At 38.5% G+C, this 14,098-nt stretch carries 10 protein-coding genes and 1 tRNA gene; 1 reads left to right on the top strand and 10 read right to left on the bottom strand.

Going from position 1 to position 14,098, the window contains the following annotated elements; translation table 11 throughout:
• From R8806_RS03420 to R8806_RS03375, 10 genes are all read right to left on the bottom strand, one after another.
• Complete coding sequence (locus R8806_RS03420; protein WP_151411475.1) at positions 1–966, bottom strand: zinc-binding metallopeptidase; 966 nt, start codon at positions 964–966, stop codon at positions 1–3.
• Between the two features lie 3 nt (positions 967–969).
• Entirely contained in the window at positions 970–2,427 is a 1,458-nt protein-coding gene (locus R8806_RS03415) for a RagB/SusD family nutrient uptake outer membrane protein (RefSeq protein ID WP_164720043.1), read from the bottom strand.
• 11 nt (positions 2,428–2,438) lie between these two features.
• Positions 2,439–5,951 (bottom strand): SusC/RagA family TonB-linked outer membrane protein, encoded by a 3,513-nt coding sequence (locus tag R8806_RS03410; RefSeq protein ID WP_317715823.1) that lies wholly within the window; start codon positions 5,949–5,951, stop codon positions 2,439–2,441.
• A 136-nt stretch (positions 5,952–6,087) separates the two neighbouring features.
• On the bottom strand, positions 6,088–7,248 hold the full coding sequence (locus tag R8806_RS03405) for a FecR family protein (protein ID WP_124318337.1): 1,161 nt from the start codon (positions 7,246–7,248) through the stop codon (positions 6,088–6,090).
• A gap of 76 nt (positions 7,249–7,324) precedes the next feature.
• Complete coding sequence (locus tag R8806_RS03400; RefSeq protein ID WP_124318079.1) at positions 7,325–7,876, bottom strand: RNA polymerase sigma factor; 552 nt, start codon at positions 7,874–7,876, stop codon at positions 7,325–7,327.
• Between the two features lie 340 nt (positions 7,877–8,216).
• Positions 8,217–9,149: a ribonuclease Z gene (locus R8806_RS03395; protein WP_124318080.1), complete on the bottom strand. Its 933-nt coding sequence runs from the start codon at positions 9,147–9,149 to the stop codon at positions 8,217–8,219.
• A 3-nt stretch (positions 9,150–9,152) separates the two neighbouring features.
• A complete protein-coding gene (rpsA, locus tag R8806_RS03390) occupies positions 9,153–10,994 on the bottom strand; it encodes a 30S ribosomal protein S1 (RefSeq protein WP_124318081.1) in 1,842 nt (613 codons plus the stop codon).
• Between the two features lie 181 nt (positions 10,995–11,175).
• Positions 11,176–11,712, bottom strand: a complete 537-nt coding sequence (locus R8806_RS03385; RefSeq protein ID WP_317715768.1) for a hypothetical protein — start codon at positions 11,710–11,712, stop codon at positions 11,176–11,178.
• The gene (locus R8806_RS03380; RefSeq protein WP_317715766.1) at positions 11,688–12,182 is read right to left on the bottom strand and encodes a DUF4114 domain-containing protein; all 495 of its coding nucleotides are present in this window, start codon (positions 12,180–12,182) and stop codon (positions 11,688–11,690) included. The genes R8806_RS03385 and R8806_RS03380 overlap by 25 nt, the downstream gene beginning before the upstream one ends.
• Before the next feature lie 222 nt (positions 12,183–12,404).
• Positions 12,405–12,477, bottom strand: a tRNA-Met gene (locus tag R8806_RS03375).
• Positions 12,478–12,676: 199 nt separating this feature from the next.
• Here R8806_RS03375 and R8806_RS03370 point away from each other — a divergent pair.
• Positions 12,677–14,065, top strand: a complete 1,389-nt coding sequence (locus R8806_RS03370) for a DUF5723 family protein (protein ID WP_124316980.1) — start codon at positions 12,677–12,679, stop codon at positions 14,063–14,065.
• The last annotated feature ends 33 nt before the right edge of the window (positions 14,066–14,098 follow it).

The following is a 14,098-nucleotide window of genomic DNA, read 5'->3' as shown; positions in this document are numbered from 1 at the left end:
CTAACGATTTAATTCATTGCCTATTTTTTGCAAATCCATGTTATAATTCTCGATAAAATAATCCCGCACCATATCATACCGCTTTTTCAAAAGACCGTTTACATCTTTTGCCGGATTCAAGATACCATCCCAGTTCGCCATAGAATGATCCCATTCATTGAAATATTCGGGAGTTCTTGTTAAAAATTCCTCACTAAAAGTTATCATCATCATCAAGAAACTCGTCCAATCTGTTTCAACCGAAACACTATAGGTCTTCAGACTAGCACACGGAACTCCTAATTTCCATAATTCCACAGGACTCATACTATTGATACCATCTGTTTTATAGTTTGTAACTTCCTCAAATTCTTTCGTAGGTGAAGTTTTACCTCTCCCAATCATACTCTCTATAAAAATCTGATTTATTTTCCTCCGGAAAGCTAAAGTATCCTCTTTCGTCATCTGTATCACAGTTTCATTACCATAAGATACACATATATTATCGTAATTATACCAAGCATTTACTCCCTTTCCTTTGTATATCACTTTAAAACCTTCAGAAAAATCATATTCTGCATATACAGAGTCTATATTAGAACAAAGCATAATTTTTACGGGTAAGAATTCTTTCAAAAACTCATCCGAATAGAAAGAAAACCATGCATTTTGAAGTAAATCTACTTGTTGACCAACATAATTCTCGTCTGCCGGAGTTACAATGTAACCATTTGTTCCCTCTTCTCCCAAACTTCCATTCATCCAACCGGAAGGAGTCCAATAAGTATCCTTGTCTGTAAACTTATATAATAAACAACTACTATATTGATCATAAATATCTACAATTACATCATCATAATCATGTGTCCCTTGAGGAACAGAATAACTGGAAACTATATTTGAAGGTTCCAAATCCTTTTCATCGTAACATGAAACTGTCAATATTGACAAAAACAATAATTCGATATAAAAATAACTCCATTTCATATTTTATCTGGGATTTTGTTTTAATTTATAATTTCGTTCCATTGCATCATACGGGATAGGTAAAGCATACAATAAAGAGTTACTTTCCAATACATATTCCCGTTCTGTTCCTTCACTATCAATATATCTATGAGTCACAGATAAACCAAAACGTTTAATATCAAACCAACGGAAGCCTTCCTCCATACATAACTCCAATCTACGTTCATTCACACAAAAATCCAATAAATCCTGCGCATTCGTAATCTCTTCATCTACATAAGTCCCGGCAACATATCTAGTCTCTCTCAATGTATTCAAATCATTCAATGCCTGTACCCGATCATTTTCATCGCCTTTTGTCATGAAACGACGGGTTAATGCTTCTGCCCGGTTTAAATAAGCTTCAGCCATACGAATACCGTGGTCACCACCATATGAAGAATTATAACCGATCTTACTTCCATAAGTTCCTCTAACAAAGTCTGTACTAAAATAAACATCATCCCTTAAATCATTTGTTCCATATGCACCCAACAATTGAGACGATACATCCCAAGGAACAATCTCTTGATAAGATTGGGTGAAAAAATAGGGAGAACTAGAATTATAAAAAGATTTACCCCCATAACACCAAACAACTTCTGAACTAGCATCACTATCATAAATACTTTTGTCTGTTCCTACCAACATAGACAAACGTGTTAACATCGGACCTTGTTCTATTGCCATTTGGGCATACTGAATCGCTTTATCCAAATCTTCATCACTTCCACGAAACAAATAAAAACGAGAAAGTAATACGTAAGCAGCTATATTTCCTACCCGGTAAACATTATCCGGCTCATAATTTTCTTCTAATAAAGAAGTTACTGTTAACAAATCCTCTTCTACCTGTCCATACAAGGTCTCTAATGAAGATCGTTCAGGATAATCATCAGTCAAGTCCATCGTTAATATCAAAGGTACTCCCAATGCCGTTTTGGGATCAACACCTTCCGCATTATAAGCTTGACAATAAATCATTGCTAATTTCAAATAATAAAATCCTCGTAATAAAATTGCTTGCCCAAGTAACGCATTCTTTTCCTGCTCAGTTCCGGACACCTCTGGAATATAATCAATAATCACGTTACATCCCATAATCTTCTCGTAATACACTTTCCACGAGTTTACATCATCCGGAAACGATTCTCCCCCGTCAAACATCATTGGATTAAAAGTAAACACAGGAGTTCCGTTTTCATGTTTTGTTGCATACATTTCATTCAAAGAACCATTACATTGTATTTCATCTGTCAATAACATCAAATAACTATCTGATGCAAACTGATAAGGATAAGCCTCCTTGTACATCACGGAGCGTAAATCTTCTACCGTAGACGGTTTTATCTCATCTTGACTTGATTCTTTAAAGAAATCATGACAAGAAGAACAGATAAATAAAATTCCCCAAAGCCATACATATAAGTTATTTTTCATAATCATATCAACTAAAAAGTTACACTAAGATTAAACGAATACGAACTGGTCACCGGTTGTGCTCCCGTTGCAACCTCGGGATTCCGTCCCTTGAAATCCTTACTAGCAATAGTAAAAGGGTTAGACATACTTGCACCCATACTAATATATTTTACTCCAAAACGTTTTGCTAATTGCTCCGGGAAAGAATAATTCAATGCAATACTATTACATTTTAATGACGAAGCATTCACTACCCGTACATTACTGTAATTATACATCTCGTAAACATTTGTGTATGTCTTAGTATCCGGAAGCAAAGAATTTACAACATTTTTATCTGGCAATCCCGGGAATTTTGCATTCGTATCCCCCGGTTTCCAACGATTATTCAACTCAGAAGATAGATTCTCATATTCAGAAGGAAGTGTTTGTGACTCATAAGCAGTCATTAAAAACTTTTTACCTCCAACTTGTAAATAAAAATTGGTGGATAAAGATAATTGTTTGTATCTAAAAGACATAGTTAATCCCCCCGTAAAATCCGGATCCAATTTCCCGGCATACCTCATATAAGCAGTAGGATCATTCAATGGGTCACTTCCATCGTGTACGTCCAAATTAATAATTGGATAACCAGTTTGTTGATCTATCCCCTCACAGTCAAAAGCCCAAAATGAAGAAACAGGATAACCCTTTTTGTAATACTCTCCACCTACAACCGTTCTCCAGGTTAGATTCTGTATCCCGACTTCCGTGATCTTATTATTATTCTTGGATGTATTCAGTCCCATATCCCAAGTAAAATTCTTTGTTCGTACAGGGGTAAAACTTACACTTAATTCCCAACCAGAATTATTCATGCTCCCACCATTCACTGGCATATTCTCTATACCATATTCCCGAGGTACTAATAAGGAAGTAATCATATCTTTTCCTTTCTTCAAGTAATATTCAAAACCAACACGAATTTTATTCTGAAACAAGCCCATATCTACCCCATAATTGTACGAAGAAGTTTTCTCCCAACGCAAATCTTCATACGGGAGAGAACTAATTTCAAGTAAATCATCTCCTGTATTTTGATCTGTGATTTCACTAGCAGACCCAGTAGGAACCTTTACAATCAAAGATGGACTATAATTAGTTGCCATATTTCTTTGATAACCATAACTAAAACGTAAACTTAAATCTGACACGATATTTTGCTTGTTAAACCAAGTCTCCCTAGAAACATTCCAACGAAGTCCTCCTGCCCATACTGGGTTAAAATTTTCATTGGCATAACGGCCAAAACGATTGGATGCATCTAATCGTACACTAAAATTAACCACATACTTTCCATCATAAGCATAATTCATTGTTAAATAGGCCCCAAATTGATTAGTTTTCTTATCTGTAATCTTACGAGTAAATTTTTCCAATAACTCATTTGCAGATTGAGTATTACCATACGGATTAGTCCGAACTATCGGAACTTGGGCAAATGATTTTCCCCTATATTTTAAATAACCATATGTTGTTGAAGAATAACCTGTATTCTTTGTACTACTTAATTCAACTCCCAACATGGTTGTTAAAGCGTGTTTCCCATTAAATACTTTATCATAAGAAAGAGAATTTCTCCAATTCCAAGATACCGATTTGTTCTCATCCTGACTATACTCACCTCCCACAGGAAGTTGTGAATTTTTATATTCAGCATCAACAGCCTTGTAAACGCCATAATCATACCACCGAATTTTAGCTATATATTCTGTTCTTTCCGTAGCCCAAGCTTCTCCTATAACTGAAGCTACATTCACACTTCCTAGCATCTGAAACTTCAAAGATTCCGTAAAATCATAATTCAAATTCAAATTCGAGTTAAGAGAAAAAGTTTTATTAGAAGTTCCCGATTCATCTCTTTCATTAATAATATTAAACAAATAACCACTTTCTTTTTGGTAATAAGACAAATCTCCATTATCTTCATAAGCCGCTATTGCTCGGTTTGTCTTAGTGGCATATTCATAAGGATTAACGATAGTAAAACCTTTTGTCGTTCCATGAGATCCAGACAACGAGAAAGAAGCCCTAAATTTATTCGTTACCGTCATATCCAACCCCACATTCGCTCCATAAGACTCAGAATCATTTCCGACAGCAGTTCCCTTGGTGGAATTATACGATAAAGATGTATAATAACGTATATCTTCACTACCACCGGAAACAGAAATCGAGTGATTGTGACTGAATGGATTACGAAAAAGAATATCAAACCAATCCGTATTTGTTGTTTCCAACTTAGCAACACGCCGCTCAAACTCATCTCCAGAAATTTCTTTATCCAAATACTGCTTTAATACCCCGGCATAACCAATATTATTATTTGTCCAAGAAGCTGTTAAACCTCTTTGAAATATTTCACGAGACACCGCAACTCGTTCTTTAGAATTCATCAGTTCCAATTTATCGTAAGTAACTTGTTCTGCCACATTCAAAGAAGCAGAATAAGAAATTGAAGCGGCTCCCGTTTTTCCTCGTTTTGTCTTAATGACAATTACACCATTAGCTGCCCGGACCCCATAAATTGCAGTAGAAGAAGCATCTTTCAAGACTGTAATACTCTCGATATCACTAGGATTCAACCACGAAATTGAACTACCTACAAAATTCCGGATATAATCAAAGTTATCTGAATTAATTTCTCCTACACTATTAAAGGTTTGCGCATCAAACGGAAGTGGATCTTCTTGAATAATCCCATCCACGACCCAAATCGGCTCCTGGCTACCTAACAACGTCGAAGTTCCCCGAACTCTTGTTTTTTGCCGTACCCCGACCAGTCCACTTGTATTTGTGATAACAACACCCGGTAATCGCCCCTGTAATGCCTGTTCCAACGTATTAGTTCCACTGAAATGCAAATCTTCTGCTTTAATAGAAGAAACAGAACCAGCCATTCTGGTCTTATCAAATTCCTGATAACCAGTCACAACAACCTCTCCCAACTGAGTCACATCTTCCTTCATAACAACCGTGTATTCCAACTTATCTTTTTCAAGTTTCAGATATTCGGTCTGCATACCGATAAAACTGACAATCAAAGAATCCACACCTTGAGGAACCCGAATTGAAAAATTTCCTTTGGAATCCGTCACAGTTCCGATGGTCATTCCCTTCAATAACACGGTTACTCCCGGAAGTGGTTCTTTCTTTGAATCAACAACTTGTCCCTTAACAATGACCAACTTGTCATGATCATTCTCAACCTTCCGTTTGATCACTACAATCTCATCCTTCACGTCATACGTGAAACCTTCCTTCTCTAGAACTTTCCTCAACACGGATTCCCAATTCTCCCCGTTTGCTGTCACGGAAATTAGTTTCGCATCTTTAAACAGCAATGAATTATACAGGAAATTCAATCCTGTCTTTTGTTTCATCACTTCCACGAACCTCTCTAATTTCACTTCTTGCAAATTCAAAGAAATAGTGTCTCGCACGGCTTTCGCTCCATATCCCGACAAACTACTCAATGTCAAGATAAGTGTTAAACTCATCACGTGAAAAAAGCTTCTACATTTTACAAGCCTTTTCCACCTCAAGAATGGATTTTTTTTCATAGATTTGTAAATTACTTGTTAAATGAGATAATGGACATCGAACCTGAGAAATTTGTAGTCCGTTATCTCGTTTTTATTTAAATAGGATCACTTGATTTCCTTCCACTCGATACTTCATATCCCCGGTACGAGTCAAAGCATCGAAAAATACATTTATATCATCATAACGTTTCAAATTACCCGTAAATGGCAAATCAACCAAACTCTTCTCTTGGAAATCCACGGATATGTTATACCATCTTTCCAAAGTTTTCATAATCTCACCCAAACTCTTCTCCTTGAACACGTAAATGCCATCTTTCCATCCCACGAACTCTTCAACATCCACCTGCTGTTTGATCATCTTCCCATCTTTAGAAGTCACTACCTGTTCTCCCGGTAAAATAACAACAGGTTTTATCCCCTCTCTCTCAACGCTCACTTTACCCCTTACCAAAGTAGTATAACTTTCCGGTTCACTCGCATAAGCACTTATTCCAAAGGCTGTTCCCAACACCCGTACATCTCCAAAAGAAGTTTTCACGATAAAAGGTTTTTCGTTTTTTGCCACATCAAAAAATGCCTCACCCTCCAAAACCACTTCCCGACGGTCACCGACAAAGGTTACCGGATATTTCAACTTCGTCTCCGCATTTACCCATACCTTCGTCCCGTCATCTAGTTTAATCATACATTCACCCCCCCGGGGAACCTCAAGTTTATTATAAACAACCTCTGTCGTTTTTTCTTCACTTTTGTGATAAACAATCTCCCCATTCCTATATTCAATATTCATCCCCTTCTCCTGCAATATTTGTGCGGTTATTTCCTCAACGTGAACCTCCGTTCCATCCGCTAACGTCAATGTAGCTTTTTTCTCCCCAGCCGGAATAATCTTCGAGGCCACCGGAAGTGGAGCGACATTTTCTTTCTTCCCAAAAGTCATCCATAATGTAACACCCAATGCCAACACCCACACGGCGGCAACCACAGCAACCCAACGTACGATTCTGATTCGTCCGGAATGTCCTCTTCTTTCCTTAAACTCGCGATAAGCTTTTTGGGAAGAATACTTCTCGTATTCCATAAATTGCTTTTTCAAATAACCACGATCACTCAACTCCTTGTATACATCTTGTAAGGATTGGTCATCCAGCAATTGATCTAATTCCTTTTGCTCCTTATCACTTAAATCTTTTATCAACGACTTTTTGATCAAAGACGCATCATCATATATGTTTTTCTTTTTCATCATCTGTTATCTTCCACATTGTATACTCATAATACACAACTCTTGATTTCAGATGACACGAAGAGGCTCTTTTTTTCAATTAAATTAAAAATAAACACACGGAATCTTGCAGTTTTGAACGTAAAGATTTGAATCCACGACTTTTATGAGTCTTGACCGTATTTACACTTATCCCCAATTTTTCTGCAATTTCATCCCATGAATACCCTTCAATACTCATTAATATAACCTTTTTCTGTTCCGAAGGTAACGCTTCAATATACACGTACAACTGCCGGGTTACTTCCTCCCGAACCGTTTGAGCATACACATCGTCAGCCGTAAAATCACTTTCTGCTCCTATTGAGTTCAATATCGTATCATGAATCTGGTTATTCCGCACAAACACCAACGCATTATTATAGCAAGCCCGATACAAGTAACGAGTCAAATCTTGCATGGAAGCAAATCTTTTTTCAGACCTCCAGATGGCAATAAAAACCTCCTGCACTAAATCCTCAGTACTCTCGGAGCCTTTCAATATCCGGTTCACGTATGCACACAATGCCGCATAATAATGATCGTAAAGACTTGCCCAAGCCTTTTCGTTCTTGCGATTTACCCCGGATAAAATCAACTCCTCATCTATCATTTCATCTAAATTTTCATCACCCAGAAAGCAAATATACGAAATAAGATTAAAAATCAAACATAAATAATAACCTCGCGGCTTTACTTCCCCCCATATTGAACTAACCCTACGCCCTAGTCTCCCATCACTCAAGCATATCTCACCCTATAACAAATATACTTCACCCCTTACCCCGAATCCAAACAAAATCGTCTCAAATATCTATTTTATCGAGGATAAATGCAACATGAATACAGGATGAATGCTCCGTGATCTAAATGAACTATCAATTAAATGTAAAAGGAATCATACTAAAGACTAGACAAGCCTTAGCCCAAAAGCGAGGTAAGTCATGACAACATTACCCCCGTTTCACCGCAGGTAATTCGAATACCGCCCCATCATAACACAAATCCGTATTTGGAAAAATCTCCCGTGCTTGTTCCAGTAAAGGGGGCGGATCGGGATAACGGGACGAAAAATGTCCCAGCAGAAGGTGTTTTGCTTCGGCAAGCATTGCCATTCGCGCTGCTTGTCCTGCAGTACTGTGAAAAGTTTCTTTGGCCAATCCTTCAAACTCGTTCCCGTAAGTAGATTCGTGATAGAGTAAATCAACACCTTGTACGTATTCAGCAAAAGATTCTCGGAAAAGCGTGTCTGTCATATAAGCATATGAACGAGGAGCTGGCGGAGCCGTTGTTAAACGACTATTCGCGATCACTTCCCCCTCGGGCGTGATAAAATCCTCCCCCTTCTTCAAACGGTGCATGAAGGCCACGGGAACACAGAAAGCATCAGTCATCTCCCGCTTAATATTTCTCTCCTTCTCTTTCTCGGCAAATAGGAATCCCGTCACGGGAGCCTCGTAACGGTGTTTCAGTGGGAAAGCATGAACCGTCATCATACGGTCCTCGTATATTAAACCGGGTTCACGGTCTAGGTAATGAAATATCAATGGGTAATTCAGCCGAGAGTTCATCACTTTCAGTTGGAACTCGATGATCTCTTCCAAACGCTTGTCTGAATAGATATGTAATTCAGCCCGACGGTTCTGTAATGAAAAACTGGATAATAGACCAATTAGTCCGAAAAAATGATCCCCGTGTAAATGGGAAATAAAAATATGATTGATCTTATTGTATGGCACTTTAAAGCGTCTCAACTGTTGTTGAGTACCCTCGCCACAGTCAATAAGAAAGTACCGCTCAAGTACATTGAGTACCTGAGCGGCAGCATTTCTTTGAAGCGTGGGTACGGCAGAACCGCACCCTAATATAGTCAATTCGAATTTCACAAATTAATTGTTCTTTTCTTCCTCTTCTTTAGCTTCCATTTGGTCTTTCAAAGCAGCCAACTCGGTGATGTCACCTAACGTTGTTTTTTCCAATTTTTCTTTCACTTTCTTCACTGCTTTTTTAGTAGCGCTAGCCTCATCTTTCTTCTTGGCATTATCAACCGCCTTTTGCTCGTCTTCGAAAATACGAGAGTGAGAAAGAATGATTCTCTTGGCACCCTTGTTGAACTCGATCACCTTGAACGGTAATTTCTCGTCAACCTTAGCCTGAGTTCCGTCTTCTTTTACCAAGTGGCGAGGAGTAGCAAATCCTTCTACACCGTAAGGTAATGCGATAACAGCACCCTTGTCGAAGATTTCAGTGATCGTTCCTTCGTGGATAGAATCAACGGTGAAGATCGTTTCGAATACATCCCACGGATTCTCTTCCAATTGTTTGTGACCTAAGCTCAATCTTCTGTTATCCTTGTCGATTTCAAGAACTACAACATCGATCTCAGCACCGATTTGAGTGAATTCTGCCGGGTGTTTTACTTTCTTCGTCCAAGACAAATCAGAGATGTGGATCAATCCGTCAACTCCTTCTTCGATCTCTACGAATACACCGAAGTTCGTGAAGTTACGCACGATAGCTTTGTGTTTCGTGCCAACAGCATATTTCTCTTCGATATTTTGCCACGGGTCGTTTTTCAATTGTTTGATACCCAAAGACATCTTTCTTTCGTCACGATCCAAAGTTAGAACAACAGCCTCTACTTCGTCTCCCACTTTCATGAAGTCCTGAGCTGAACGCAAGTGTTGAGACCATGACATTTCAGATACGTGGATCAAGCCTTCTACACCCGGAGCGATCTCAACGAAAGCACCGTAATCAGCCATAACCACTACTTTACCTTTCACGCGGTCACCCACTTTCAAGTCTGCGCTCAAAGCATCCCACGGGTGCGGAGTCAATTGTTTCAAACCAAGAGCGATACGTTTTTTCTCGTCATCGAAGTCAAGAATAACAACGTTCAACTTCTGATCCAACTCAACGATTTCGTTCGGGTGATTTACGCGACCCCAAGAAAGGTCAGTGATGTGAATCAATCCATCTACGCCACCCAAGTCAATGAATACTCCGTAAGAGGTGATATTTTTAACAGTACCTTCAAGTACCTGTCCTTTTTCCAATTTAGAGATGATATCTTTCTTCTGTTGTTCCAATTCAGCCTCGATAAGAGCTTTGTGAGATACAACAACGTTTTTGAATTCTTGGTTGATCTTAACCACTTTGAATTCCATGGTCTTGCCAACATAGATATCATAATCACGAATCGGCTTAACATCGATTTGAGAACCCGGTAAGAATGCCTCGATACCGAATACATCAACGATCATACCGCCCTTCGTGCGACATTTAACGTAACCCTTGATAATTTCGTCGTTCTCCAACGCCGCGTTAACACGATCCCAGCTACGTAAAGCTCTTGCTTTTTTGTGAGAAAGAGTCAATTGACCTTTCTTGTCTTCTTGAGTCTCAACGTAAACTTCTACTTTATCTCCCACTTTTAATTCCGGATCGTAACGGAATTCGTTCAATGAAATGATACCGTCTGACTTGTAACCGATGTTTACAACGACTTCTCTCTTGTTCATTGAGATAACAGTACCTTCAACAACTTCTTTCTCTACTACAGATGAAAGAGTCTCGGCGTATCTGTTAGCCAATTCTTCTTTTTCAGATGCGGGGATTACATCATCATTTGCATAAGCTTCCCAGTCAAAATTCTCGTCAGCCTCAGCGCTTGTTGTTGCTACGGGAGCAACTTTCTTGGTTTCTTCTTGTGCAAGTTCTACTTGCATTTCTTTTTGTTCTTCTGCCATAATAAATAATAAATGCTTATCTCCTAATAAATTAGACATTATGTTTTTATAACACGGGCGCAAAAGTACAAATAAATATCAACCCACCAAACAAAATGCACTGAAAAATAACGAGAAAAGGAATAAAAAAACGGGGAAAACTCCCCGTTTTAACCTACCATTATAGTTTCACGTTATACAACGAATTCGGACAATATATCAGCCCCTCTTTTCCCATCGGTTCACCTTTCCCTATGGCGTCATAAAAACCTTCTTTGGGAGTTCGGAAAATAGAAATATCTCCTGTTTTCATATAGCCGTCGAAATCATAAATATCAGATATATTCACAAGCTCTTGGGGATATAGAAACCAGTCAACTCCACAACGCTCCCCTTTCTCGTTACAATAAATATACTTATCATAGATTCTAGTGAATATCAATCCGTAAGGTCTTCCCTCTTGATTAAGACATATCGGGTTATTCGTAATAGCATATAATCTTGTCCCGCCATCTACTTCAATGAACCAATTCACGGCACATCTAAGATCATTACTCTGTTTCGCCAACTCTTTCTGGTATTTATATTTACCATTATTAATAATCACCTTTTCTTTGCCGGAAAAAGTATTGATAAATCCCTCTCTCCCCTCAAATAAATCTTTCCGACAATCTTCGGCCACGATTACCTCGTTCACACTCGAAATATTACCATCCATTTTCTCGAATCCCAGCTTAATTTTCTTGGAAATCCTAAAGCAATTGGCTGAACGGATATCGTGTAATTATTTTCCCGAATGCTCCAGTTCACGTGTATGATCAAATCATTATAGTCATAATCTCCTTCCCGACTATCCTCAAAGGCCACGACCTGCCAAGTATTTAACACACCCTGATAATAATTATTCTCATTCTTTACATTTTCAATTGTGATCGGACTATTTTCAGATGCCCGACCCAATTTAGACGCCCAGAAAGTAGGGATCGAAATTGTTGTTGAATAAGTACAAATTGCCAAGGTATCATCATATAACTTGACAATCGAGGCATACCCCTCCGGAACGATGACCTCCATATCCTCATATGGTTTCAACAGATTCAAATCTGCCTCCGGAGCTTTATACACGTCTTTACCTCTACATGATAAAAACAGAGAAATACAACTCAAAATATACACCACCTTTTTCATACACAAAGAATTATTTATTTTTACAAAGGTATGACTATTCATCCACACAACAAAGAAAATAGCGTATTTTATACATTCCAAAATGTAACTATATAGCAAATACAACAATTATCTATTCTCTATATATTGTCTCACGTGAAAAATTAGGAGGGTAGGTCTCAAACGTGTTAGCTTTGTATGTTGAATAAAAAAAAGGATCGACTTTCATCGATCCTCATTTTGTAGCGGGAGCCTGACTCGAACAGACGACCTTTGGGTTATGAGCCCAACGAGCTACCAACTGCTCCATCCCGCAATATAAGCAGAACTTCTTTCGTTTTGCGAGTGCAAAGATAGAGTATCTATTTTACATTTCCAAATATCAGATGATAAATTATGCTTTCACTACATTAAAATGAAACAAATAATTAATAATAATCCTTGTCTATTCTAAAATAAAATGACAATTTTGTGTCGTAATAAATATCAAATCAGATTTATAAACGACACTATTTATGAAAAAAAGTTTTACCTTTTTGAAAGTTATCTGTGTGGCTATACTTTTGTCTATTATGGGAATTTCTGAGGGTCTTGCACAAGGACTTAGAACTTCTTATTTCATGGACAACGTTCCGGCCAGACTTAAAATGAACCCTGCCTTGCAACCCGCCAGAGGATATTTTAATATCCCGGCTATCGGTGCCATCGGGTTATCTGCTTCTTCCAACAAATTGAGTATCGATGATTTTATCGACATTATCGAAAACGAGAATGACTTTTTGAATAGCGATAAGTTCATCAGTCGTCTGGACAACAAGAACACGATGAATATCGACTTGACGGTGGACATTATTTCTTTCGGTTTTTACAGCGGGAAAGGATTCTGGACTGTAAATTTGGGTGCCCGGTCCATCATTAGCGCCTCCATCCCGAAGAAGATGTTCGAATTTGCCCGTTACGCTAATATTGATCCGGATTCATTCGAAGAACTTAACACACAATACGACATTCGGGATATGGAACTCCACGCAGATATTTTCACTGAAATAGGATTGGGATATTCACGTCCGGTAACAAAGGATTTGACTATCGGGGGACGTGTGAAAGTTTTGGTTGGACTAGGTAATCTAGACGCTAAAATTGACCAAATCTACGCAAATGTAAATACCAGCGATATTTCAAGCTATCAATCGTGGAAAGTAAAAACCAAAGGACGTTTGGAAACTTCCATGAAAGGATTAGAATTTGGGTATAGTTCAGATGGTGGATATATTGATGATATTGATTTCGATTCGCCCGGTGTATCCGGTTATGGATTCGGCATCGACTTAGGGGCAAGTTATAATTTTCTTGGTTGTATTAATGTATCAGCTGCCATTCTCGACTTGGGATTCATTAGCTGGTCAAAATCATCCACCACGATTGCCACGACTGACAGTGAACACGATTACGGTGATTTCGTGAATATAGACCCTGAACATCCTGAAAATTACGAGGCTGGAGACGTGTTCGACTTCGACTTGATCCAATTCCAAACGGAAGAGAAAACCAAAAGCCGGAGTACCAGTCTTCGTTCAACCTTGAACCTTGGAGCAGAATATACCCTTTTGAATAACAAGCTCGGATTCGGTCTGTTGTCCTCTACTCAATTCACTCAGCCTAAAGCTTACTCCGAATTGACACTTTCAGCAAACTATCGTCCGAGAAACTGGTTCGGGGCAACATTAAGTTACTCTTTCTTACATAGTGACTTCGAAACGCTGGGAATAGGCTTGAAATTAGGCCCTGTTTTCATCGGTTCCGACTATTTGATGACCAAATCAGCAGGTGACGCCAACCGGGTAAATGCCTACTTAGGTGTTAGTGTTCCTCTTGGCAAAAAGAGATTAGACTATCGTAGATAATAAATCTCCGGATATAAAAAATGGGAAGTTTCA

The sequence above is a fragment of the Butyricimonas faecihominis genome (genome assembly GCF_033096445.1).
Lineage (GTDB): Bacteria > Bacteroidota > Bacteroidia > Bacteroidales > Marinifilaceae > Butyricimonas > Butyricimonas faecihominis.
The sequence above is the reverse complement of the archived record's forward strand: the minus strand, read 5'-3'. Positions and strand labels throughout refer to the sequence as shown.